Genomic DNA, 26,144 nt, shown 5'->3' on the forward strand with positions numbered 1-26,144 from the left:
TTGGTTTGTTTAAATGAATTCGCTAAACCAATTCTTCATCTTTTCAATGAAATTCCCTTGAGAATCCCGTTTCGGTGCTGATGGTGCCGGACGGCTTGCCGCTTTTGCAGGGGCAGGCTTCTTGGCCGTATAATTCGTCAGCATCGAGGCATATTGAATGAGGCCCACACCGATGGTATATCCCGGGTCACGCACACCAATATAATCCGGTATAGCAATGCGGACAGGTGCTGCAAGCTCTTCATTAGCAAGCTCCAACATACCTGGCATGCAAACCGTGCCACCGGTTAAAACATATCCACCAGCGATTTCATTCTGGAACCCAAGACGATACACTTCGTCTTCAATCAAATTGAAAATCTCTGCGGCACGTGGTTCGATAATATTGGCAAGATCGACTTGAGTGAATTGTTTCTCCACTTCGCTGCCGATACGTGTTACCTTGAACTTTTCTTCATCGGATGCTTCATCAATCAGAGCACACCCATGTTTTCGTTTCATTTTTTCTGCTACTTCTGTATGTGTGCGTAAACCGAGAGCAATATCATTGGTGATATGGTCTCCACCGATTGCGAGCGTGGAAGTAGCTACTAATTGACCCTGTTCAAAGATTGCGATGGTGGTCGAGCCCGCACCAATATCGACTAGAACGACACCTAGATTCTTATCGTCCTTAGTCAAAGCGACGGAGCTTGCAGCCAATGGTTGCAAAAAGATACCAGCAACCTGCAAATCAGCTCGTTGTGCACATCGTACAACATTGTGGATCACTGTTTTGGATCCTGTGACAATGGTACCCTCCATCTCAAGACGAACGCCGATCATTCCCCGAGGATCTTTTATCTTTCCTAAACCGTCAACAACAAATTCCGTCGGTACGACATCGATAATTTCACGATCTGGCGGAAGTGCGACAACCTTTGCAGCTTGAACAACACGATCAATATCCTCTTCACGAATCTCGCGGTCTTCACTGGAAACGGCTACCACGCCCTGCGTTTCGAATAGCTCTATATGGGTGCCAGATATTCCGACATAAACGTCTTCAATTGTTACCCCTACCATACGTTCAGCATGATCGACTGCTTCTCGGATTGCATGCACGGTTTGGTCGATATCTACAATAGTTCCTCTGCTAATGCCTTCTGAATGGGATTGGCCTACACCAATAATATTGATATTACCGTTATTTACTTCCCCAATCATAACGCGTACTTTAGAGGTACCAATATCGATGCTGACAATAAGATCATTTTGACTGTTTACCAAACCAGTGACACCTCCCCTAGTTCAACTTGTACTTTAAATAAGTGATGACATCTGCATATTTTATTCCACACAGGATACCCATTCCCTTTTTTTTCTTACAATCTTTTTTAAAAATCACAATGGTAATTGTAACCAAGTTATAATTTTGTTGAACCCGATGCTCATTTATTTACACATCGCGCTTATTTAACCATTTTGCCAGCAGAATGCGACGAATAATAGCCAGATTATTAAATAAGCGTACCCCAAATGCAACAATCGCTGCCATGTATAGATCAATGCCGAGAAAAGCTCCTAAAAAAGCTAGTCCAGCGGCAAACAGCGTATTGAAAAAGAACCCAGATAAAAAGACCCGAACATTAAACACTCGTTCCAAATAGGACCGAATGCCACCAAAAATTGTATCCAAACCAGCTAACAATGCAATTGATACATAGCTACTATATTCTTGAGGTACATTGATGTTTAGATAAAATCCCGCTATTACTCCTGCAATCAACCCTACAATCGGCAACCACATTATTATGAATCTCCTTTTGACTTCACCGGTTTCATGAATCGCATCTGCTTGTTCCCTGTGAACGGCGGGATAATAAGATGATCCTGTGCTTCCATTTTTACAATTTTATTCATCGATTGAAACGTGCTTTCAACACCTTCTAGCTTCATACTGCTCAGTAAGGTATCTGGATCTCCAAGCGCCTTAATTTCATACGGCAAGCGAATCGTTTTTGTGTCCACTTGGATTTCTTCGCCTACATTTCGGATTGAACTATTAGAAATAAGCCGATTATTATTAATAGCAATCACAGTAGCTCCATTTGCTAAAAGCTCATTGGTCAACCAACGCAAGTCAACATCCAGCATCAGGCTCGATGCTGATTCGTGAGGAGCATCCTCTTCCCACTGATTGCCAGTTGGCACCTCCATGTTCTCAATACGGATGATAATACCCTTTCCTTCTACAACATCAAGACCTGCTAATTTTTTGGTTCGGTTTAATTCTTCTTTCATAACACCGATTGTCTCTACAGAACTTAGAGATGCTTCATATTGGGCTAAAAGTTCTCCCTGTTTAGATATATCGGCTAAAAGGTTCTTACTTTTTTCTTGTTCTTTCAGTAGAGCTTTACGAAGTTCAATCACACTTCTCGCATCCGCTTGTTTAGGATGCTTTGTGCTCTGAATTTGGGTTGCTAGCATAATTCCTATGATAGCACTAATAATGGTTAATATAAACGTAATTTTACGGTTTTCCAGCATGGTATCACCTGTTAGGAGGAAGAGCTTGTTCCCATTTTCACTTCACCTACAAAAGCAGGTAGTTCTATGGAATCTTTCTTCGCCGTTTCAATTTTTATAAATCCGTCAAATGAATCAATCACCCCGCCTGGTAAATGAAGCGCTCCTTCTAAAGTAACAGGATCTCCCACTGCTTTAATTACAAAAGGCGCTGCTGATTTTACCCCGTTTACAATAACAGTAGGTCCAACGCAACGGATCGAGGAGCTGGTAACCAAGCGTTGATCATTCACGCTAATTCCCTCTGCCCCAGCAACAAATAGCTCATTTACCACTCTCCAAATGTCTTGTTCGTGGACAATATTTTGTACAACATTAGTGCTAATTGGACTAGGGTTATCTCGAAGGGTAACCATTAAACCAGTTCCTGTCGCCGGTACCGTTCCAGCCAGTAGACGCGAGCGGTCTAAAGCTGTTAGGAGCGATGCCGCTTCAGATTGATGATTGGCCATAGCTGTCTCTACTTGAGATATTTTACGCTGAGTTTCCGTATATTGCTGCTCAAGTGCCCGATTCTTTTCCCGTTCGGCAATAATGCGTTCATTCAGCTTGGTTTCCTGCTGAAATTCTTTTTCTGTTTGCACCACTTTTTTGTGTAGCTGGGTCAGCTCGATGGAGTTAGCCATCAGAAATCCGGTACTAAACATGACCAGCGTAAGATAAACATGAAATTTCCTAACTCGCATGCCTTTTGTCACCTTTCATTTTCCTTCTAGACACTTAGCTGGCTCTATTAGTTGCTTGAACTCCTCGAATTTTATTCAAAAGAAGTAGTTGTTTCTTCTGTTGAATGGTTATTTTGATTACTATTAGCCTGGTTATTGTTCTGATTCTGGTTCTGGTTCTGATTCTGGTTCTGATTATTGTTTGTGCTCGAGGTATTCCGACTACCTTCATTCTGGTTATCATTTCCATTATTCTGAATGTCATTTTGTTGATTGTCGGTATTTTGTCCATTCTTTTGGTTACTATTATTATTTTGACCGTTGTTGTCCGGTGATTGTGAAGATTGATCCTGCGTACGATTCTCAGTACTTCCATTAGCAGACGTATCTGTACCTGTGCCTGACTCATTCGTTAAGCTACCATCAGGATTTGTTAGTTGTTGTAACTGTTGTTGGTTAGTCACATGATGACCGTATTCCTCAAACCATGTCACATCTAATAGGTTAACAATTCCTTTTTGCTCCTTAGGAATCTCCTGAACAATGGACGGGTACCAGGGTAGTTTTTTCTTTAATTGCGAGAGAGTACTACGAATCTCATTCCCATCCCGCATATTTAGCACCACTTGCTGATTATCATATTTGGTAGGTACTAGCGATAGATCAGAGATTTGGTGTAAAACGCCTCCTTGTAGTGAAACAAGAGCTTCAGCCAACTGCTTTAACATTTTTGGATCTTTACTTGCCCAAGATTGAATAATGGGTCTGTCCATCATAAGGACTTGGGTTGGAGGAGCTAAGATCGTCCCATCCTCCAATAAATAGCTAGGCTGCTTTTGTCCATTTACATACAAGGCCGTTCGGCGGTATTCTTGAATATTTAAGCGAATGATACCAGGGAAATCACGAGAGATAGAGATATCTTTGATACCCTTTAATGTGGAAATACCTGCTTCAACATCGCTATCCCATACATTTAAAAACTGCATGCCGTTGGTAAGAGTGGACGCCTGAATAATCTGCTCCTTGGTGTATAAAATATTACCATAGACTTGAATATCAGTTACCTTACTGTAAGGAGAGCGGAAGAATACCACGCCTAAGACTAGTAAGAAAAAGATAGCCAGAATAATAATTAAACGGCGGTTTCCTTTTTTCTTGCGCGGCGTAGCATTTTTAACGAGCGGTATTCTGTCGTCTCTATACCTATTCAAATATTCTCCCCCCTACGGTTCGCTATTCCCTATCCTTTTACAGCGTGAAAAGCGGCATAACATCCATGCCGCTCCCCCACTTTTGTATGCTATATGGTTATACGAGAGATAGAGGCACCCAACTGTTGCAGTTGTCTCTCGATACGTTCGTACCCTCGATCTATATGCTGCGTTTGTTCAACATAAGTAGTGCCTTGGGCAGCTAAACCAGCCAATACGAGTGCAGCTCCTGCACGCAAGTCTGTAGCTTCCACTGTAGCCCCATAAAACCTATCCACACCACGGATAAAAGCTGTTCCTAGGTCAACAAAGATGGAAGCACCCATTCTCTCTAATTCAGTAACATGCCTGAATCTGCCTTCGAACACTGTCTCCTTCATCAAGCTGGTTCCATTTGCTAAAGATAGAAACACCATCATCTGTGCTTGCAAATCGGTTGGAAAACCAGGATAGGGAGACGTCATAATGCGATTAATCGCCCGTGGACGAGAAGTGTTTTTTATTTCCATTATATCATGGTATGTCTTGATTTCAACACCACTACCACGTACCAGTTCAACCAAAGCTGTTAAATGTTCTGGAATCGTATTACTAAGTTCTATATGACCTTTTGATAATCCTACAGCTAACAGATGCGTGCCCGTCACGATCCGGTCCGGGATAACACGATAACTGATGGCTCTCAGCCTTGGAACACCGTCAATCTCTATGGTATCCGTTCCTGCTCCGCGGACTTTTGCTCCCATTGAATTTAGGAAATTTTGCAGATCAATGATTTCGGGCTCGCGTGCGGCATTATAAATCCGGGTTGTACCTTTTGCCAGAACAGCAGCCATCATAATATTCTCCGTTGCACCTACACTTGGAAACGTTAAGAATATTTTAGTACCTTCGAGCGCTGGTGAACGGAAAGTAATGTAGCCCTCAGCATCAATGTATTGGGCACCTAAAGCAGCTAGGCCTGAAAGATGAAGATCAATTCTTCTCTCCCCGATGGCACAGCCCCCTGGACGTGAAATTGTTACTTCCCCTAAACGAGCTAATAGTGGGCCCATAAGGAAAATGGAAGAACGCATTTGTCCCATTAGATCTTCAGGTACTTGAGTCTGATTGATACCTACTGTATCAATCGTGACAGTATGATCTTCGTGACTTACTTTCGCTCCAATTTCGCTCAAAATTTTGAGCATTACTTCTATGTCCTTCAAATGTGGTACATCGTAGATATGAAACTGCCCTTCAGCGAGTACAGTCGCAGCTAGAATCGGCAGAGCAGCATTTTTGGCTCCATGAATCCGTAGCGTTCCGGACAGAGGTTTTCCACCTTCGATAGCAAAAGCTTCCAAACTTTCACCTCCGTGTTACCCCTCGCCGATCACCAAAACCTCCGTATGCAGATCTACGTTATAATGTTTCAGTACCGTAGCACGAGCATGCTCAATTAAGGTGAGGACGTCGGTCGCCGTGGCTCCTCCTCGATTTACGATGAAATTAGCATGCATCTCTGATATTTGAGCCCCCCCAATGGTAAAGCCTTTTAGCCCTGACGCTTCAATCAGACGCCCTGCATGATCTCCAGGCGGATTACGGAACACGCTACCCGCACAAGGTGAGTTGAAAGGTTGCGTACTGAGCCGGCGCTCTTTAAACTTTGCCAGCGACGTTGCAATCTCTCTGCGGTCACCGGTCTGCAATTGAAGAGTAGCTTCAATAACTATACCCTTGCGTTGTTGCAATAGGGAAGTGCGATAGCTAAACTGCATCTCTTCCTTGTTAACTATCTTCGTCTCTCCATCGTTGAAAAGGATTTCGGCACTTGTTAGAATACGTGAAAGATCAGATCCATGCGCCCCGGCATTCATGTAGACAGCTCCTCCAACAGATCCAGGAATCCCGCCTGCAAATTCTAATCCAGTCAAGCCCTGCTTTCCTGCCTCTACTGCTAAGCGTACCATAGAGTACCCTGCACCAACACACACCGTTTCTCCCTGAAACTCGCAGTGACTTAAACCCTGAGCCACTTTAAACACGGCTCCACGTATCCCTCCATCCCTCACTAGAAGGTTGGAACCGCGCCCAATAACAGTCCAGGGAATTTCATGTTGATGGATAATTTGAACCGCCCGAATGAGCGCTTCTTTATCTGTAGGCTGGATCATCAGGTCTGCCGGTCCCCCTATTCGCCATGTGGTATGCTTGGCGAGAGGTTCTTCAACCCAAACCTTTCCAACATTTGCTTGTTCTAATGCTTCTGCTACATGCCTCATAAGAACCTCCTGACACAAATGCTAGGTCGGAACTTTTTCAATCACGCGTTTGCTCTCATACTATGCGCATTTCCGATCTAGCGTGACAAACGCCTATTATTAGCGATTTACTACTTTTACTATCTGTTGATAAAGACTACTTGCAGCTTCTGGCATTCCTAATGAGAGTGACGCCTTTTGCATATTGCTCCACTTTTGTTCGTCTGTCAACATGCTATGAAGCGTGGACATCAGTTTTGTTGATGTTAACTCTTTTTCGACTATGACGGCTGCCGCACCGGCTCTTTCTAATCCTCGTGCATTTTTCTCCTGGTGATTATTCGTTACATACGGAGATGGAATGAGAATCGACGGTATACCAAGTGCCGTGATTTCTGCTAAAAAAGAGGCTCCTGCTCGATTAATGATCACATGTGTTGCTGCAAGTAGGTCTGGCATATGATCGACGTATGGAACCAACGTAAAGTTGCTTGGTCGATTTGTCATTTGCTCAACACGTTCATTAATCGATTCATAATGAACAGCACCCGTTACATAGACAAAGTGGCAGTCAGAATACGTATGAAACTGAGCTAGTGATGCGAGCGTCACCTCGTTGATCGCTTTAGCCCCACGACTCCCCCCAACAACTAGTACTATCTTTTTATCGCGTGGTAGTCCTAGCATGCTTCTTCCTTTACTAGGATCGCTATGTATGACTTCCGTAGCTCGCGGATTACCAATAAAGCTTGTTTTTGCCTGTGGAAAAAATGGCAAGGACTCCTCAAAAGAGACTGCTATCTGCTTCACATAACGAGATAAAAATTTATTTGTAATACCAGGTACAATATTTTGTTCGTGAATAATCGTCGGAATACCAAGCTTTGCTGCTGCGTACACAACTGGTCCACAAACATATCCGCCTGTTCCAATAACAACGTCTGGTTTAAATTCTTTTAGCATCCGTTTTGAATCAGAGACCGCACGTATAAACTTTATGATTGTGCGCACATTATCAAAAGTGAGTTTTCGCTTAAAGCCTGCTATCTCTACTGCTTGAAAGGGAATGTTAAATTTGGGGACAATAGTAGATTCCAACCCTTTATGGGTACCGATATACAAAAAGGCAGCTTGCGGTTCATGACGCAAAATTTCTTTTGCAACCGCAAGCGCCGGATAGATGTGTCCTCCAGTTCCTCCCCCTGTTAACACGACTCTCATAATATCACCCATCTCTATTTATGTTATCTGTCATCTGGAAAAGCGGGAGATGTTTAGCAAGATGCCTACCTGTGTAAGCATTAGCGTTAACGAGGAACCACCGTAACTTAAAAATGGCAGGGTAATACCCGTTACAGGAAACATCCCCGTTACAACGCCTACATTAATCGTTACTTGGATGCCGATCATGCCGATAATAGCAAGAGCCAACAAATTCCCAAACAGGTCAGGAGCAGTAATCGCTACTCGCATACCTCGCCATAATAGCAGCAAGAATAATAACAGCACTAGCGTCCCGCCAACAAAGCCTAATTCCTCAGAAATAATGGAGAAAATAAAGTCATTATAAGGCTCAGGTAAGTAGGAAAACTTTTGCCTGCTCTCTCCCAATCCAAGTCCTAACAGACCGCCTGGCCCAATTGCATATAGTGACTGAATGATTTGATAGCCCGAGCCTAATGGATCTGACCATGGATCAAGAAATGAGGTAATCCGGGCCATTCGATATGGTGCTGAAAGAATCAAGCCAACAAAACCAGCGACTCCAATCATCCCCAACCCGATAAAATGACTTATTCTTGCTCCAGAGGCAAAAATCATTAGAACCGCCATACCCATCAACACGCTTCCAGTCCCTAAATCAGGTTGTAACATAATTAACCCGAAACATGCAACTGGGATTATCAATGCAGGAAACAATCCCTTTTTAAAGTAAACGATATTCTTTTGATTATCCGATAGCCATCTGGCTAAAAAAGCAGCAACCCCAAATTTGGCAAATTCCCCAGGCTGGATACCGAAGGAGCCAAATCCAAGCCAACTTTTTGAACCATTAACTTCTCGCCCGATAATCAGAACCACAACGAGCAACGCCATGCTTATGATAAATCCGACTTTGGCCCATTTCTTCCATACCCAATAGTCAATATTCATCATCACATACATGGAAACAATACCCAATATCGCGAAGATGATCTGCCGCTTGGTAAAAAAGTACGGGTCCTGGAATTTATGTTGGGCAAATACGGCACTGGCGCTGTAAACCATCACAATCCCTATTCCTAACAGGAGCAGAGTGACAAAAACGATAACAAAATCAGGGGCGGAACGTACTTTACTCATAGCAAGCCATCCTTTCGTACCTCGTCCCTTTGATTTCATTTTTGTCTTAGCTCACAAAGGGACATGTTTATATAGGCTTGTTTCTAAGTTTATGCACGCTATCCTTAAACATGCTCCCTCTTACTTCATAGGAAGGAAACATATCCCAACTAGCACAAGCCGGGCTTAACAAGACCACGTCGTTCGCTTCCGCGATAGCCGCTGCTTGTTTAACAGCACTATCTACAGTATCGACGGCAAAACGAAGTTCAATCCCTGCTTCTTCGGCTCTTTTCTGTAAAACGGGCGAGGTTTGCCCATAAGTCACAATTGCTTTTACTTTGGTTTTCAATGGTGTAACTAATTCAGCAAAATCTACCCCCCGGTCTAGTCCACCTGCAATAAGGACAACCGGCTCCTCAAATGCTTCAATACCACGAATAGCAGCTTCGGAGTTAGTAGCTTTGGAATTGTTATAATATTTAACATCATCAATCGTATCGACATATTCTAAACGATGTTCAACACCACTAAAGCTACGTAATACATGCTTCATTGCATCATAGTCTGCACCAGCTAATTTACTCATTACGATAGCCGCCAGTGCATTTTCCTGATTGAATTCCCCAGGCAATGAGATTTCTGTAGCTTTCATAATCTCATCTAGCTTGCCATCCTCATTTTTAAAGTAGACAATATCATCCTTGATAAATGCCCCACAAGGGACCTCTTGTTTAATACTCACATAAAAGGCTTTTGCTCGAATGTTTTGGCAAACCTGCATCACGGGTTCATGATCATATGGCAGAACTGCATAATCGTCTTTCGTCTGATTGGCAAAAATTTTACATTTTGCCTTGGTATACTCTTCAAACGAATGATGATAATCCAGATGCGCCGGATACAGATTTAAGATCGTAGCAATATGAGGACGGAACGTATCGGTCCCCATCAATTGAAAACTACTTAATTCAGCCACTAAATACTGATCTTGCTTCATCTCTTCCGCCAAACTACATAACACCGTGCCAATGTTTCCACCGACGATAGCATCCACTGAAGCTGCATGTAAAATAAGTCCTACTAAGGTAGTCGTCGTGGTTTTCCCATTAGAGCCAGTAATACCGATTAATGGTGCTTTGGACAAACGATAGGCTAGCTCTACCTCTGTAATAACTGGAATTGACATTGCTAAAGCCTGCTGAACAGGCTTTGATTCATAAGGAATCCCAGGATTTTTAACCACTAATGCTACATCCTTGGAGATGAGATCATTCGGGTGTCCACCAGTAATAACTTGTACCCCTAGCTCTTCCAGCTCTTCATAGCCAGTAGCTTCCTCACGTGATTTTTGATCGTTTACGATGACAATAGCACCAAAACGGTGTAACAGTTTTGCAACCGCCACACCGCTTTTCGCCAGACCTAATACAACAACGAGCTTTCCTTTATACATATCCATGTTAACGTATCACCTCTAAATAAACACCTAATCCGGCAAATAGAATGCCCACAAGCCAAAATGTTACCACCACACGCCATTCAGACCAACCAGTTAGCTCAAAATGATGGTGTAAGGGACTCATACGAAAAACTCGTTTTCCGCGAGTTTTAAAAGACACAACTTGAATAATAACCGATAGCGTTTCAATGACAAAAACAATTCCGATAATCGCCAGTAGCAATTCTGTTTTGGTCATGATCGCAATCCCTGCTAACGCTCCCCCTAAGGCAAGTGAGCCAGTATCACCCATAAATACCCGTGCTGGATGAGCATTAAACACGAGGAAGCCCAGAACAGAGCCAACCACAGCTGCACTGAAGATAGCCGTATCCATATTTGACGCATTCCAAGCAATGATCGCGTAGGCTCCAAAAGCAATGGCACTTGTGCCTGCCAGCAATCCATCTAAGCCGTCTGTAAGGTTAACAGCATTTGTACTTCCCACGAGTAGAAAAACGAGGAAAGGGAAATAGAAGAATCCCAGATCAATCCCTAAAGATGTTCCTGGAATGGTCAGCGTTGTTGGATGATTCATCTGCAATAGTAAATAATAAGCACCAATCGCTAATAGGATTTGGCCTAAGAACTTTTGCTTCGCAGTTAAGCCTAAATTATGTTTTCTTTTAATTTTAATGAAGTCATCAAGAAAACCGATAAGTCCGTATCCAAACGTAACAACAATTAAAAACAACAACTCCGTGTTCCACTTCGAAAATTTTAACACGGTTAATAGGAGAGCCATGGCAATGATGGTTCCCCCCATAGTAGGTGTTCCCGCTTTTTTCTGGTGAGATTTGGGGCCTTCTTCACGAATGCTTTGACCAAACTTTAATCGGCGAAGCATAGGAATAAACAGCGGACCAATTAAAACAGCAATGAGAAAGGCTGCAATGATTGTTATAAATAAGACATTATCAAATGGCATGCCCCTACCTCCTTTCTTGCATAGTAGCTAATGAGTAGTCATAGTTGTTACTTTCTTTTCTGTTCATGGATAGCTTCCTTTGCTACTTCCCGATCATCAAACGGAAAGATCTCACCTTTACTTTCTTGATAGGTTTCGTGCCCTTTCCCTGCTATTAGAACACAGTCCCCAGGTTTTGCTTGCGAAATAGCATGCAAAATGGCTTCGCGTCGATTCACAATTGTAGTGAAGCGTTTTTGATCGACGTCCTGTAATCCACCTACCATATCAGCCAAGATGGCTTCTGGCTCCTCAAAACGAGGATTATCTGAAGTTAAGACGCTATAATCAGCGTATTTCGTTGCGATCTGAGCCATAATTGGGCGTTTCGTACGATCGCGATTTCCACCACAGCCTGCCACACAGATCAGTTGCCCTGTTACAAATTCTTTTGCTGTAATCAGTGCATTTTCTAAGCTGTCCGGCGTATGGGAATAGTCTACAATTACAGCATAATCCTGTCCAAGCGACACTGGTTCAAAACGTCCGTCTACCCCTGGAATTTCTTCTAAGCTTTTGATAATAGCCGCCAGTGGAACTCCTTCAACAAGGGTAGCTGCAATAGCTGCTAATGCATTATATACATTAAACTTGCCCATTAATTTCATATTTACTGTTGCCACTCCGGCAAAACTCTGCACGGTAAAGCTAGTTCCAGCAAATGTAACACGAATAGAAACAGCCCTCACATCCGCTGGTTGATCTATTCCATATGTAAGCACACGTGCTGGTGTTACATGAGCAAAATACTTCGACACCTCATCATCTGCATTCAGGATCGCTGTTTTCAACGATTGTTGATCATAGCTATTTCCTAATTGGGCAAACAACAGAGATTTTGCCTGACGATAGTTTTCAAATGTCTTATGATAATCTAAATGATCTTGCGTCATGTTCGTAAAAATCGCTGTATGATAGTCACAGCCATGTACACGTCCCATATCAAGAGCGTGTGAGGAAACTTCCATAATTCCATAATCCGTATGAATATCCAACATTCGGCGGAAACTAGATTGTAGATCAATAATATCTGGTGTCGTATTTTTCACCTTCTCAATCTGATCCCCAATACGCATGTGAATCGTTCCAATCAAACCCGTCTTTTTCTGTTGGTCTGTTAGGATTTTATCAATCAAATGTGTCGTCGTCGTCTTTCCATTGGTTCCTGTAACTCCAATCAGCTTTAGCTTCTGTGATGGAGAGCCGAAAAACCGATCAGCTAAGAATGCCATTGCCCGCCTTGAATCTGGTACGATGACAACTGTTTTGTCCACCTCGATTTCATGCTCAGCAATAATGGCGATTGCTCCCTTTTCCACCGCTTGGGCCGCAAATTCATGACCGTCTACAGTAAAACCAGACAGACAGATGAATAAGTCCCCGGGCTTAACATTACGCGAGTCAGCCGTTATTCCAGTGATAACTACTTGGTCATCACCTTTTATATGACTGACTAGCAAAGGAGCAAGTAACTCCCTTAACAACATACAATGGCACCCCAATCTCCAACTAGTATAGACAAAAGATGTTTCTTTTCAAAAGTAGAAATGCGATAAGAAGGGGAGATAAAAAGCTATCTCCCTCTACGAACATCTATTGTATAGCTAATTGGCCGTTTTGTCACCAAGGTAGACGCGAATTTTTGAGCCTTCTTCCACCTTTATCCCCGGTTTTGGAGACTGTTTTATCACATGAGTTCCCTTACCGGAAACCTCTAAAGGCATCGTATAGTATGAATTTGCAATTTCTTTTATGGCCATTCCTATTAAATTAGGTACCTCCACATACTTTTTATCACCGTATGCAATCTCACGCTCAATATCGCTAGGGCGTTTCTCTATATTAAGGTAAGGCAGACTGGATTCTAACACATTTTTGACAACAGGAGCTGCGATCGTACCTCCAAATGCCTGTGCTTTTGGATTATCAACAGCTACATACACGAGAATCTGTGGGTCATCTGCCGGAGCAAATCCAATAAATGATACGATGTATTCATTGGCTGCATAACGTCCATTGACGGATTTTTGGGCAGTACCCGTTTTTCCCCCAACCCGATAGCCTTCAATATATGCATTATGCCCTGTTCCGCGGGAGACAACGCTTTCCAATGCACTGCGCACCTGCTTAGACGTTTCCTCGGAAATAACCTGACGCACCTGAGTGGGCACTGTGCGAGCGATAATGTCGTGTGTAACACTATCCCTCCACTCTTTGGCAATGTAAGGCTTCATTAGCTTACCACCATTGATTGTGGCCGAGACTGCTGCCATCTGTTGAATCGGTGTTACCGATACCCCCTGCCCAAATGAAGTCGTGCCTAATTCGACGGGTCCAACACGATTTAATTTAAACAGGATGCCATTCGATTCCCCGATTAAATCAACGCCAGTTTTTTGACCGAACCCAAAATTTTTGATATATTCAAACAACCTTTCTTTTCCAAGACGTTGTCCCATTGCCACAAACCCAGGGTTACAGGAGTTCTCTACTACTTCTAACATCGTTTCGGAACCATGTCCTTGCCGCTTCCAGCAACGTAAGAATGTCCCAGCTACATTAATATGACCCGGATCAAAAAAGCTTTCTTTTAAATCAACAACTTTTTCATTTAGGGAAGCTGCTAATGTAACAATTTTAAATGTAGAACCCGGTTCGTACGTTTTCCAAATCGGCAAATTACGATTATAAATATCTGGTGCAAACTCTAGGTAGCGATCTGGATTATAGGTAGGTCTACTCGCCATTCCTAAAATCTCGCCCGTTTTCGGATTCATCGCTATTGACAGAATATCATCTGGCTGATACGCAACCATCGCCTGATCAAGCTCACGCTCCATAAAGGTCTGAATCTGTTTATCAATGGTTAGGTACATATCCATGCCGTTTACTGGAGACACGTACTTCTCCGCGTGTCCAGGCATAGCTCGCCCACCAGCATCAGCAGGAAAAGATACATGGCCTGGTGTTCCCGTCAATATTTTATCATACATCTTTTCCAATCCAGTTAGACCTTGATTATCAATACCAGTAAAACCGAGCACCTGTGCTAAGAACGAACCATTTGGATAGAAGCGCTTGGAGTCATCTGCTACTTTCACTCCTGGCAGGGCAAGAGCTTGTATTTCCTTAGCCTTTTCCTGTGAAATCTTGCGTCCTCCGGGAACCCGTACAATCATTTGAGAACGTTTGCTAATTTCAGTTAGTATCTTTTGCTCTGACTGCCCTAAAATAATTGCGAGCCTCTTAGCTGTCTCTTCAGGATTTTTTATTTGTGCCGGTATGGCCATCACGGAGGGAACCGTTGTATTTTTCACCAAATCCTCACCATGTCGGTCTTTGATGTTACCGCGTTTTGCTTCGAATTTTACATTGCGGCTCCATAGGTCATTGGCTTCATCCTGCAACCATTGTCCTTGAACTAACTGGATATAGCCCAGCCGAGAAACCATAGCCATAAACAAGAATATTCCCACCACGAGTGCGATGAATATGCGCCGACGCACGGTAACATTGGAAACCCGCATACAGCAAACACTCCTCCCTGCCAATAAGGTTTGTCTTTTCCTACCCTATTCGCCAAAGAGGAGTGTTAGAACTACTTGTCTACAGACACATATGTAGGAGACAGCTTCACTTGGATCGTCTCTTTGCCAGTCAGTATTGTACCTGCTTCTACATTTTGTTCCACGACGTAACCGCTACCTGTGGCACTTACTGCAATATTTAGCAAATTGCCATACTCCAGTACTTCCCGCAATGATTTCCCTTTAAAATTCGGCATTTTCATTGAGGCTTTGCCATCTGAGGCAAGTAGTATGGTCGTGGTGCTGCCTACTTTTTCATAAGGAGCAGGAATTTGATTAATCACATTGGTTCCCTCACCAACCACATCTACTTCCCTAAAGCCAGCCTGCTTTGCCCGTTCCTTTGCTTCCTTTAAAGGGATACCTGTAAGCTGTGGTACAGTGGACTCCTGTAATTGCTTTTCTTCTACCACAGTAGCTTGAGCAGCCAAGGCACTTCGATCAGGCTTCTCCTGCAAATATTGCAAGCTTTTTTCCATAATCGCTTGGAACATTGGTGCAACTACATCCCTACTAGCAGTTGAATAGGACGCTCCGCCACCCGGATCATCGACTACAACATAAACCACCAATCTCGGATTTTCTACAGGAGCAAATCCAATAAAGGAATAAATATATTTATTATCAATGATTTTTCCTCTTTCATTATACTTCTGCGCCGTACCAGTTTTCCCAGCTACACTAAAATTCTGCAATTTAAAGTTACGGCCAGTCGCTCCTGAATTCACATCACCATCAACGACGGTTTGCAAAATCTTACGGGTTTCACGTGCCGTTGCTTCTGAGATCGGACGCCCAACCTCTTTAGGCTGATACCGCTCTATCACCTGACCTGTCCGTGGATCGATACGCTCTTTTACAATAAGTGGTTGCATCAATTTACCACCGTTTGCAATAGCAGCCACAGCCATGACCTGCTGAATAGGTGTTACCGTTACCCCTTGTCCAATCGGAGTAACAGCCAAGTCACGCGGTGAAAATTTATTTATCTTTTCAACGTTCGTTAAGTTCCCTTGTTCTTCACCGGGCAGTTGAATCTTCGTCTGGTTTCCAAAGCCAAAAGCTTTAAAATAATGCTCAAGCTTTACTTGTCCGAGCTTTTCGTTACCTAGCATAGCAAATAATACGTTACTAGAACGCTGTACACCAGTTATATAATCAATAGTGCCCCATCCAACACCATTATGATCTTTGATAGGCGCCCCAGTCTTCCATGCTTTATAATGTCCTGATTTAAAGGTCCAATTAGAATTAAACACACCTTCTTGAATAGAAGCCGCTAGTGTAACAATTTTAAATGTTGAACCTGGCTCAAACGTATAACTCACGCCAAAATTCATATAATTGACGATAGTACGGTAATTGTTAGGGTCATGCTGCGGACGATTAGCCATCGCGAGGATTTCGCCCGTAGTGGGATCAGATACAATTACTGACATCGCTTTTGGATGAAATGCCGCATCTGTTTTATCTAATGCCTCTTCTACGTATGTTTGTATCTGATCGTCAAGGGTAAGCTTTATATTTTGACCATCTTTTGCAGCTTTAAACTCTGTTTTCCCGTCTGGTAACTGATAGCCTAGCGCATCCTTCACCATCTTTAGAGTGCCTTCTTCACCCTTCAATTCAACCTTAAATTGCCGTTCAATCCCCATCACAGGTGTTCCTTCAGCATTGAGAAAACCTAATACATGAGCGGCGAATTTTCCTTTTGGGTAGAAGCGGTTGGTTGTTTCTGAGATTTTGATCCCAGGTAATTGATTTTGTTTGGATTTAACCCCTTTTTCATCGAGTGGGTATTGCATAGCTAAGATTTTATCCTTTTGTTCCAAGGTTATTTTTGCGGCTTCAGGACCTAAATTAACCCAGATTGCATTCGGATTCTTAGTGAGACGTTCAAGAATTTTGGACTGCGGCTCATTGATCACTGTAGATAGTTTCATCGCTGTCATCACGGGGTCTTTCACATAATCATCCGTGTCATTTTTTCCATTTGCCAATATCTTTGGACGTACCTGTGCTTCCACTAGATAGGCCCGTCCCTCAAAAGCAAGTACCTCCCCATTTCGATCCAGAATGCTCCCTCGTTTAGGCAATAAGGTCGTATTTCGATTCCACTGAGCCTCACCTTCTCCCCTAATCCAGCTAGCATCTACCACCTGTACCCACCACAAGCGTAATACCAAAAGTATAAAACCGAGCAAAATTCCCATTCCCACAAGTAAAATACGCATGTTCATTCGCTTTTTTGTTGTCACGGACCTCTCCCTCTTCCTCTCTGACAAAAAAAGAAAATGCTACTCCTTCTTGCGCGAGTAACATTATTGGACTTTTTTGGTTTGTTTGGTTTTTTCGTCTTTTGTCTTATTCTTACTGTCTTCTATAGAAATGCCACCCATATTGCGAACAGATTTCATATCAAGGACCATTCCCATTTTTTCCGCTTCAATTCCAATACGCTTGGGACTGCTCATTTCATCCACCTTTAACCGCATCGCTTCATTCTCGTCCTTGATTTCGGCAATCTCTCTAGTCAATACCTGAATCTGATAGTTATTTTGCGAAATTTGATTATAACGGAAGCCTATAATGCTTGTGGCAATGACCAAAGCAAAGATGAGCAACAAGTACATCAACTTTTCACTTGTGGGTACCCCGGGTCTGATCTTAACAGTACGTTTCATCTTTTTTGGAGATGGAGAACGTCTGTTTACTTCATATGCCAAATTCCCACGGGAATAATAACTCAACTTAGTCCCCCCCTGCTAAGTATAACTGGCTTCCTTCTTCGGTGTAGATTTATCCTAGTGTGTTATTTCTTCTCAGCAATACGTAATTTAGCCGATCTGGCACGTGGGTTATCCGTAAGTTCCTCTTCAGACGGTAGCATTGGCTTTCTTGTGATAATCTTAACAATCGGTTCATTACCGCATACACATTGCGGGAACCCAGGTGGGCATGTACAGCCCTGCGCTTTTTCTAAGTAAGCATGCTTACAAATACGGTCTTCTAACGAATGGAAAGTAATGACACTCACCCTGCCACCCGGACGCAAAATATCAATGGCGTCTGAAACCGCCGTCTTGAACACATTTAATTCATCGTTCACAGCAATACGAATGGCTTGAAAGGTTCTCTTCGCCGGGTGAGGTCCTGTACGACGAGCCGGAGCTGGAATGGCTTCCTTAATAATTTCTACAAGCTGTCCTGTTGTTTCAATCGGCGCTTTCTCACGATGAAGGATGATTTGCCGGGCAATCTTCCGGGCAAACTTCTCTTCACCATACTCAAAGATAATCTTGGATATCTCAGCTTCCTCCCACTCATTTACAATGTCATAAGCAGATAGGTCGGCTTGTTGATCCATACGCATATCCAGCGGGGCATCTCCATTGTAGCTAAATCCACGCTCTTCCACATCCAACTGAGGAGAAGATACACCGAGATCAAACAATACCCCATCAACACCATCAAGACCTAAATCCTGTACGACATCCTTTAGATAGCGGAAGTTACTCTTAACCAAAGTCACTTTATCTTTATATGCCTGTAGTTTTTCCTTAGCATTTGCAAGTGCTACATCATCTTGATCAATAGCAATTAATCTCCCCTGATCACCTAGTTTTGAGGCAATTAAAGCACTATGACCTGCCCCACCTAAAGTGCAATCCACATATATTCCATCAGGACGAATATGTAATCCTTCTACGGCTTCCTGTAATAAAACGGTAACATGGTGAAACAAAATGACGTCACTCCCGAGTCTACAAATTAAAATCAACGAGCTTTTCAGCAATCTCGCCAAAAGAATGCTCTTGTTCCAAAGAATACGCATCCCATTCTGTCTTACCCCAAATTTCCATGCGACTCTGCACGCCAATAATAACACATTCTTTCACTAAATGGCCGTGTTCTCGCAAATGAGGTGGTATGTTTACCCTTCCCTGCTTGTCCCACTCACATTCAGTAGCACCAGAAAAGAAAAAGCGGGTAAATGCCCGAGCATCAGTTTTGGTAAATGGCAAAGATTTTAGTTTTTCTGTTAACGCCTTCCACTCTTCCATCGGGTAGACGAATAAACAACGATCAAGGCCGCGGGTTACAACGAAGGACGAGCCAAGCATGTCACGGAATTTAACTGGGATTGTCAGACGGTTCTTATCATCGATGTTATGTTGATACTCACCCATGAACATTCCATCATCCCCACTTTCCTTCCGAGAGACACCACTCTCCCCCACTTTTCTCCACTTCTTGCCTCTTCTTATTATAGAAAAAAAACCTGCCGTTTGTCAGCAGGTTTTTTTCTTCATTTTTTGATGCCATTTCCCAGCGAGATTCTTACCTATTCGACCCAGCTTTCTAGGTAATCTTTTTGCTCTGGCGTCAATTTGTCGATATTTTTCCCAAGCGCTTCCAATTTATAACGAGCCACTGTTTCATCTAGCTCATATGGTACGTTTAATACCTTCTTACCAATTGCCTCGTAGTTCTTGCTAACATATTCAAGACCTACAGCCTGTAAAGCAAAGGTCATATCCATTATTTCAGCAGGATGTCCATCACCTGCAGCTAGGTTCACGAGGCGACCTTCTGCTAACAGATAGATTTTACGACCATCCTGCAAGACAAATTCTTCAATATCTTTACGAACAACACGTTTGCTTGTCGATATATCATGTAGTTCTACCTTATTTACTTCGACATCGAAGTGGCCGGCATTAGATAAAATAGCCCCATCCTTCATGCTTTCAAAGTGAGCTTTACGAATAATATCGCGATTACCAGTCACTGTAACGAAGTAATCACCTAGCTTAGCTGCCTCATCCATAGACATAACTTCAAATCCATCCATGTATGCTTCTACGGCTTTTATCGCATCAATTTCTGTCACGATTACCTTCGCACCCAAACCTTTTGCGCGCATTGCTACGCCCTTACCGCACCAACCATAGCCTGCTACAACTACAGTTTTCCCAGCCACAACTAGGTTTGTTGTACGATTGATACCATCAAATACGGATTGACCTGTACCATAACGATTGTCAAATAGATACTTGCAATACGCATCGTTAACTGCTACCATCGGGAATTCAAGCTTCCCTTCTTTTTCAAGAGCACGTAAGCGTAGAATACCTGTTGTGGTTTCTTCCGCTCCACCTTTTACATTTTCTAACAAATCACGGCGTTCCCCATGTAATAGAGTCACAAGGTCCCCACCGTCGTCAATTAGAAAATCCGGACGAGTTTCCAGCGTTTTAATGAGAAGTTCTTTATACTCTTCTTCGGACGGATTATATTTAGCAAAAACGCGAATACCATCTTCCACCAAAGCAGCGCATACATCATCTTGTGTTGACAAAGGATTAGATCCGGTAATAGTAACTTCAGCACCACCTGCTTGTATCACTTTTGCCAGATAAGCTGTTTTTGCTTCTAAATGAAGTGAGATTGCTACCTTTTTACCCGCGAATGGTTTCTCTTGTTCAAAGCGTTCCCGAATTCGGTTTAACACCGGCATGTGTTCTTTTACCCAATCAATCTTTAAATGGCCGTTAGGCGCTAGGGCCATGTCTTTTACGATGCTCTCTTGAACTATAGTCATTTGCTAAAAACCCTCCTTCTGTAAATGTGAACCCGTCTTCTTTTATATCATACCACATAGGTAGGAATTACATCACCTTTTTATATTGAATTTTTGTGCAGTTCACCATACTCTATCATCTAGGTGGAGTAATCTGTTGTTCTTTTAACAAATACAGCGCATATTGAATAGGACGAATTACCGCTTTCTGATAGACCTTTTTACGTTTTAATTTTCTAAAAATGTCACGTCCAGGCTTCGGATTAATTTCAATTAAATAAGGCCGTCCTGATACATCAATTCCTACATCAAGCCCCAGCTCAATCATGCGCCCATAGTTAGATTCCACCGCTTCAGCTGTTTGATGTGCTAGCGCGTAACAATTGTGTAAGATCTTGGTTGCCTTAGGTTCACCAAAACGCTCTACAAGCAATTTTTGTGCATCTTTTGCTAGCCCACCCCCATGTAGATTTGAGGTAGAGCTTTTTACCCCTCCTATGCGCATACCAAGACCTGTCACATCCCACTCTCCCCATTCCGTCTTTTGAATAAGAATGCGAGTATCTACGGTTCGTCCTGATATCAAATCAAGCTGTAGCCCTTGTTGAACAAGGAAAATCTCTTCACCCATTCTCTGAGTTTTTACCCATTCCTTTACATAACGATGAAGTTCGGTACGAGTATTTATCTTGTGACTCACCTTATTTAAATGCAACTCTCTCCCTAATAGATCATAACCCGAAGAGGTCTGTTTGATGCGCAAGATACTTCGGCCCGCTGTTCCCTGAGCAGGCTTTACATAAATCAGTGGATATTTTTGTAGCATGTTGCTGAGTACATCCTTATCATAGGCAAACGTCTCTGGTAGCCATGGTTGCATAGAGGACTGTTGATTTAACACCTGATGCACGTTCCATTTCGAACTGAACCGACTATTAGCATAGGTAAACAACGGACGTTTACGGAAAGCAAGATAGGCCTGATGCTGTGGCTTCGGATAGTACCGATAGCGGTCTATCACGATATCAGGCCAATCAAACATTTTACTTTTCCATGACTTATCAGGGCCAGGAACGAATCCTCTTATCTGACGCTTTGATTCAAAAACATCCTTTGGTGAAAACAGGAACACAGTCGCCCCAAGCTTTTCTCCCTCTGCAAGCAAATGACGAAAGAATAGAGGTTCACCAAAGCGTTTGCCGTTTCTATACGTTAAAATACCGATTCGTCTCTTCTGCACTGCCAGTTCCACCTCTTTTGCAGGTTTTTAATGGCAGTTTATGATGTAATAACTGATAGGTTCGCCTAGCCTATCCATTATTTTTGATTCACTTCATTAACTTCTGCTTCATTAATTCAATATGGCGAATGCCTTTTAAAAATTTTTGTTCCGTTATCTTACCTTGTTCGTATAACCACTCCATATAATTCTGTAAAGATAAAAGATCGACCCAGGCAAGTTTTGAATATGGGTTTTGGTCAGGAACTTCTCCTGTGACATCCCCATTTTGTATCGCGTCTGCTAATTGCGTTTCACGTAATCCCACTTTATTTGAAATTTGATGTAATACTATCTTCATACAGTACCTCCCGAACAAGCGATAGATTTGGGGTGATTCTACAACAGAGCCTACCTTATTTGCAAGCGAAGAATAGGAATATCCATCTCTATAACAAAAACAGCGCTCCAATCGCTAGAGCGCTGTTACCTCAATTCCATAGATAAAATTATAAATAGACAATTTGATGGGATCCATCGCGTTCGAAGTCAATCCCCACCAATCGATCCACTAAATCAGGGCCAAAGCGATTCAGGTACGTAAAAATAGGGTATACTCGCTCCTGCCAGTTGCCCTGAGGTACTACGGATTGTTCCAGCCGCTGAACGCGCTCCACTTCCACTTGATGTTTTCGAAGAACGGCTTCTTCCGTACGTTTTTGCATAAAATCAACATCCTGTACCAGACGCTCTACATTTTTTTGAGCCAATTGTGCTAAACCTTTATCGTATGCTGTTACATCTTGTAACAGGTCCTGATACTGCATTTCAAGTTCACGTTTCTTCTGTTCAAAGCGCTGCGCAAACCCATGATCGTCCAGTGATTGTAGCCACTTCTCTTTCCAATCAGAAAATCCACTAAGTAGCGTCTCATAGCTGATTCCCTTTTGCTCTTTGATTTTGTGTAGAGCGCCCTCCATCAACGTGATCGAAGTTCGCTTCAAGACAATCGGTAGCTCATAGCCAAATGAAGCAAAGTACTTTTTAAAGTAAGCCCAATAAGCCACTTCCCCTGGACCACCCACAAAAGCCAAGGTCGGCAATAAATGCTCCTGCATCAAGGGGCGTGTCACTACATTGGCGCTAAAGCGTTCTGGAGCTTCTTGTAGAATAGATAACAATTCTGTCTGTGTATAAATCTTGCCTCCATCTTTGCTTTGAAAACCACCTTCAACCCGCTCCATTAATAAGCGTTCCTTTTGTTCATAGAAAAAGAAGTTCGCTTGTTGTGGTTGAATGTCCAGTTGTTCAGGATAACCGTACTCTCTCAGGTCCGCCTGTGCTTGTAATAATTCCTCATTCATTTCCTTATTTTCACGGATGATTTGTTCAAAAACAGGCCGTTCAAGCTGACGGACAGTGGGTAGTGAGGATTCAATGAATACCAACCCATGTGCTCCAAACAGACGTGCCATCAATTGTGCAAACCAATCCACTAGTGTGTGTGATCGTTGAGCAGTCTCTTCTAAACAACATCGGATTGTCTCGCTATAGTCTGTCTCAGTCTCTTCAGCAAAGAAGTCTTCAATGACTCGTAACATATCTGCTTGTTCTACTGTCATATCTGTAGCGGAGTGTTTCTTGACATGTTTTGCTTTTACTTTTACTTTGCGAATCTCCTTCGTTCGCGTCAGTTGGTAAAAATGATTAATCTCTTCCCAATCGTGATCTTCCCCAGCAATCCAGAACATCGGGATTACTGATACCCCTAATTGTGCAGAGGTCTGCTTGGCTAATTGAATCACATCAATTGCTTTATAAATAGTATAAAGAGGACCAGTAAACAGTCCCGCTTGTTGCCCTGCTACCACGACTAAGGAATCAGATTCACGAAGTTTCTCTATCATATGAAAAGCCGCTTCATGATTTCTGATTTCTTGGTTATAGGAAACTAGAGCATCTGCCAAGAGATTGCGATGCGGATAGCGTTGCTTAGACACGTAATGCATGCGAGTAACATACGATTTAGGGTCATAGGGAGCATATGTAAAAAAGGAGAGAGCTTTGGGGCTTTCCTTTTGAAAATCATTCTGAAATGAATTTGCTGTTGGTACATAACATTTTATCGTTTTCATTCGTCTCCTACTTTCGCCCTTTCAAATTGTTATTTTAAATTATAGCACGGCGAGCAAGCACGAAAAACAGGACCCCTCCCGTGAAGTGTCCTGCAAGTTTATTTTTTGTCATCCATTTTTTAAAACCGAGGTGAAGAGACGGACCAAATGGCAACGGTTAGTGCATCACTCACGTTGGCAACCGTATGCAACTGAGCCTTGTCAAAATAGATGCTGTCACCCGCTTCTAATTGATACTCATCCTCTGTCAATTTGACCTGTAACTGACCTTCTACTACAACTAGACACTCTTCTCCCTCATGAGAGACAAAGACATCCTTCGCCTGTTCTCCAGGCTGTAGTCGCACTTCCATGACTGCTAGCTTAGAAGCACCGCCGCCTGATAATAACGAATACGTACCAGTAGAATCTGGAAACACCATAAGTCTACGCTTGTCTTTACGCACCACATGAATATGACTTTGCTCTACATCCTCAAAAAAGTGAATCAACGGTGCTTCCAAAGCTCTCGTAATGCGCCATAAAGATTCCAAAGATGGCTGAGAGATTCCTCTTTCTACTTGGCTTAATAAGCCTTTACTTAAACCGGTTTTTGAGGCCATAACTTCCAAGGTATATCCTTTTTCCTTACGAACGGCCCTAATTTTGTTTCCAATTAGCTCTATGGGTAACGTCATCCTATGCACCAACCTTCGTTACATGATAGACAAACCAACATGCGCGGCCTGCATCGTTTTATAGATGCCGGTTGAAAAAAGACAAAAATAGGTAAATACGAACAAAATAAAGGAAATTCGCCAGGTAGCAAAACCTATTTTTTTCCACGAAACCCTTCCACGCACCTTCATTTGTAGATAGAACAGCATTCCTGCCAAGCCAAGAAGAAACAATAGAATTAGTATCCAAGCAGAAACCGCTTCAGGCCATAACCCTTTATAGATCTGAGTGACGGAGATAACTAAAAAAATATTCGTAATATTCACAGACCACATAATAGCTTTTTTTTGCTGTTTTTTCCAAAAAAATACTGTAAAGAACGTGATTATGAAAGCTGCGAAAGGAAAAATTGTTAATACACCCCAAAAATTTTTAAAGAGAAAGAGCAATGGACTTATCCCCTTTGGGCCATCAAGCCTGCTTTGAGGAGAGTAGCTTTGTAGACTGCCTCCTGATGTGGTGTTGCTATATTACGCTCTCTTCCTTGCTTTACAATATAGCCATTGATCGCTTCAATCTCCAATGGACGACAATTCAGCAGGTCCTGTAGCATCGAAGAATAATTTCTGGATGTATTTCGGCAAATTTGTACAATTTCCTGCCAAGTAGACTCGTCAATTTTTTGCCCGTGTAGGGATGCGACTTCTTTAGCCTCTACAAATAGCCTTTTCATAAGAGTTACTGTATCTGAAGACTCAAGCAATGCGCCATTCGGAATTTCAAATAGAGTTGTAAGTGGATTAATAACAGCATTCGCCATTAACTTTCGCCACATCACTCCATGAATGTCGAAAACATACTTGATAGTAAGCCCAGCTACCTCCCCTACAGAAAGGAACGCTTCGATTACTGGGTCTAAGGGAAGTGACTCCTGTGCTTGTCCTATAATCGAACCTACTTGCCAAATTCCCCTACCTGTATGCTCCACTTCCGTGTAAGAGTGGCGGCGAGCACCTTCCGCATGAACACCAAAATAAATTTGATTAAGAGCAAGCACCTCCTTCAGATGATCGTCGTGACCCATACCGTTTTGCACCGCAAGGACGCGTGCACTCGGATCAATTTTACGTAAAACAGGCAATACTTCAGTAAGACTTGTCTGTTTGACCGCTAACACATAGAGATCAGCTTTCGGAAGGTCACCCTCCATCGAGACGGCTTGTATGTGAATTCGTTTCTGTTCGCCTTGTAAAGAGTGCAATAGTAGACCATGCTTCGTTAGTTCATCCGCCTGCTGTCGCGTACGTGTGATTACCTGCACCTTTGAACCTGCTAGACACAATCTGGCAGCCAACAATAATCCTACAGACCCGCCACCAATGATTGCGATATTCATAAATCCTCCCAACCTTTATCAAAGAAGTTAGACATAATCAGCATAACAAATAATCGCGAGGCGGAAAATGCCTTCCATAA

General features: G+C 42.7%; 24 protein-coding genes. All 24 read right to left on the bottom strand.

Translation table 11 applies throughout. The annotated features are described in order from the left end of the window. Nucleotides 1-9 precede the first annotated feature (9 nt). Entirely contained in the window at nt 10-1,269 is a 1,260-nt protein-coding gene (gene ftsA, locus ACQV1I_RS18060; RefSeq protein WP_031413478.1) for a cell division protein FtsA, read from the bottom strand. A 169-nt stretch (nt 1,270-1,438) separates the two neighbouring features. Next, complete coding sequence (locus tag ACQV1I_RS18065) at nt 1,439-1,789, bottom strand: small basic family protein (RefSeq protein WP_003336699.1); 351 nt, start codon at nt 1,787-1,789, stop codon at nt 1,439-1,441. A gap of 2 nt (nt 1,790-1,791) precedes the next feature. Further along, nucleotides 1,792-2,532 carry a DUF881 domain-containing protein gene (locus ACQV1I_RS18070; RefSeq protein WP_018671855.1) on the bottom strand — a complete coding sequence of 247 codons (741 nt, stop codon included), beginning with the start codon at nt 2,530-2,532 and terminating at the stop codon, nt 1,792-1,794. A gap of 11 nt (nt 2,533-2,543) precedes the next feature. Then, nucleotides 2,544-3,257, bottom strand: a complete 714-nt coding sequence (locus tag ACQV1I_RS18075) for a DUF881 domain-containing protein (RefSeq protein WP_026315174.1) — start codon at nt 3,255-3,257, stop codon at nt 2,544-2,546. A gap of 71 nt (nt 3,258-3,328) precedes the next feature. Then, a complete protein-coding gene (locus ACQV1I_RS18080; RefSeq protein WP_438769617.1) occupies nt 3,329-4,450 on the bottom strand; it encodes a cell division protein FtsQ/DivIB in 1,122 nt (373 codons plus the stop codon). 89 nt (nt 4,451-4,539) lie between these two features. Next, nucleotides 4,540-5,796, bottom strand: coding sequence for a UDP-N-acetylglucosamine 1-carboxyvinyltransferase (gene murA, locus ACQV1I_RS18085; protein WP_094699527.1), 1,257 nt, complete (start codon nt 5,794-5,796; stop codon nt 4,540-4,542). Nucleotides 5,797-5,811: 15 nt separating this feature from the next. Next, on the bottom strand, nt 5,812-6,717 hold the full coding sequence (gene murB / locus ACQV1I_RS18090; protein WP_116333438.1) for a UDP-N-acetylmuramate dehydrogenase: 906 nt from the start codon (nt 6,715-6,717) through the stop codon (nt 5,812-5,814). Between the two features lie 99 nt (nt 6,718-6,816). Beyond that, nucleotides 6,817-7,917 carry an undecaprenyldiphospho-muramoylpentapeptide beta-N-acetylglucosaminyltransferase gene (gene murG / locus ACQV1I_RS18095; protein WP_116333439.1) on the bottom strand — a complete coding sequence of 367 codons (1,101 nt, stop codon included), beginning with the start codon at nt 7,915-7,917 and terminating at the stop codon, nt 6,817-6,819. Nucleotides 7,918-7,947: 30 nt separating this feature from the next. Continuing rightward, nucleotides 7,948-9,039 carry a stage V sporulation protein E gene (spoVE, locus tag ACQV1I_RS18100; RefSeq protein ID WP_018671861.1) on the bottom strand — a complete coding sequence of 364 codons (1,092 nt, stop codon included), beginning with the start codon at nt 9,037-9,039 and terminating at the stop codon, nt 7,948-7,950. A 67-nt stretch (nt 9,040-9,106) separates the two neighbouring features. Beyond that, on the bottom strand, nt 9,107-10,480 hold the full coding sequence (gene murD, locus ACQV1I_RS18105; protein ID WP_116333440.1) for a UDP-N-acetylmuramoyl-L-alanine--D-glutamate ligase: 1,374 nt from the start codon (nt 10,478-10,480) through the stop codon (nt 9,107-9,109). Between the two features lies 1 nt (nt 10,481). After that, entirely contained in the window at nt 10,482-11,447 is a 966-nt protein-coding gene (mraY, locus tag ACQV1I_RS18110; RefSeq protein WP_018671863.1) for a phospho-N-acetylmuramoyl-pentapeptide-transferase, read from the bottom strand. A 47-nt stretch (nt 11,448-11,494) separates the two neighbouring features. Beyond that, complete coding sequence (locus tag ACQV1I_RS18115) at nt 11,495-12,973, bottom strand: UDP-N-acetylmuramoyl-L-alanyl-D-glutamate--2,6-diaminopimelate ligase (protein ID WP_116333441.1); 1,479 nt, start codon at nt 12,971-12,973, stop codon at nt 11,495-11,497. A gap of 117 nt (nt 12,974-13,090) precedes the next feature. Continuing rightward, nucleotides 13,091-15,013, bottom strand: a complete 1,923-nt coding sequence (locus ACQV1I_RS18120; protein WP_094699531.1) for a stage V sporulation protein D — start codon at nt 15,011-15,013, stop codon at nt 13,091-13,093. 71 nt (nt 15,014-15,084) lie between these two features. Continuing rightward, nucleotides 15,085-17,331: a PASTA domain-containing penicillin-binding protein gene (locus ACQV1I_RS18125; RefSeq protein WP_116333442.1), complete on the bottom strand. Its 2,247-nt coding sequence runs from the start codon at nt 17,329-17,331 to the stop codon at nt 15,085-15,087. Between the two features lie 63 nt (nt 17,332-17,394). Then, nucleotides 17,395-17,823, bottom strand: a complete 429-nt coding sequence (ftsL, locus tag ACQV1I_RS18130) for a cell division protein FtsL (protein ID WP_116333443.1) — start codon at nt 17,821-17,823, stop codon at nt 17,395-17,397. Nucleotides 17,824-17,885: 62 nt separating this feature from the next. Next, nucleotides 17,886-18,818 (bottom strand): 16S rRNA (cytosine(1402)-N(4))-methyltransferase RsmH, encoded by a 933-nt coding sequence (gene rsmH, locus ACQV1I_RS18135; protein ID WP_018671868.1) that lies wholly within the window; start codon nt 18,816-18,818, stop codon nt 17,886-17,888. A gap of 19 nt (nt 18,819-18,837) precedes the next feature. Continuing rightward, nucleotides 18,838-19,269: a division/cell wall cluster transcriptional repressor MraZ gene (gene mraZ, locus ACQV1I_RS18140; protein WP_116333444.1), complete on the bottom strand. Its 432-nt coding sequence runs from the start codon at nt 19,267-19,269 to the stop codon at nt 18,838-18,840. Between the two features lie 149 nt (nt 19,270-19,418). Further along, on the bottom strand, nt 19,419-20,678 hold the full coding sequence (locus ACQV1I_RS18145) for an adenosylhomocysteinase (protein ID WP_018673322.1): 1,260 nt from the start codon (nt 20,676-20,678) through the stop codon (nt 19,419-19,421). A 115-nt stretch (nt 20,679-20,793) separates the two neighbouring features. Next, nucleotides 20,794-21,897, bottom strand: a complete 1,104-nt coding sequence (locus tag ACQV1I_RS18150) for a YheC/YheD family endospore coat-associated protein (protein ID WP_094699536.1) — start codon at nt 21,895-21,897, stop codon at nt 20,794-20,796. Between the two features lie 88 nt (nt 21,898-21,985). Then, the gene (locus ACQV1I_RS18155; protein WP_094699537.1) at nt 21,986-22,237 is read right to left on the bottom strand and encodes a hypothetical protein; all 252 of its coding nucleotides are present in this window, start codon (nt 22,235-22,237) and stop codon (nt 21,986-21,988) included. 148 nt (nt 22,238-22,385) lie between these two features. Then, on the bottom strand, nt 22,386-24,011 hold the full coding sequence (gene bshC / locus ACQV1I_RS18160; RefSeq protein ID WP_116333445.1) for a bacillithiol biosynthesis cysteine-adding enzyme BshC: 1,626 nt from the start codon (nt 24,009-24,011) through the stop codon (nt 22,386-22,388). A gap of 119 nt (nt 24,012-24,130) precedes the next feature. Next, nucleotides 24,131-24,688, bottom strand: coding sequence for a helix-turn-helix domain-containing protein (locus tag ACQV1I_RS18165; protein ID WP_094699539.1), 558 nt, complete (start codon nt 24,686-24,688; stop codon nt 24,131-24,133). 18 nt (nt 24,689-24,706) lie between these two features. After that, nucleotides 24,707-25,117, bottom strand: a complete 411-nt coding sequence (locus tag ACQV1I_RS18170; protein WP_018673327.1) for a DUF3397 family protein — start codon at nt 25,115-25,117, stop codon at nt 24,707-24,709. A gap of 5 nt (nt 25,118-25,122) precedes the next feature. Beyond that, the gene (locus ACQV1I_RS18175) at nt 25,123-26,064 is read right to left on the bottom strand and encodes a ketopantoate reductase family protein (RefSeq protein WP_094699540.1); all 942 of its coding nucleotides are present in this window, start codon (nt 26,062-26,064) and stop codon (nt 25,123-25,125) included. Between the last annotated feature and the right edge of the window lie 80 nt (nt 26,065-26,144).

Origin of the sequence: Brevibacillus sp. JB24b (genome assembly GCF_051713385.1) — a bacterium.
In the GTDB taxonomy this organism is placed as follows: Bacteria; Bacillota; Bacilli; order Brevibacillales; family Brevibacillaceae; genus Brevibacillus_B; species Brevibacillus_B laterosporus.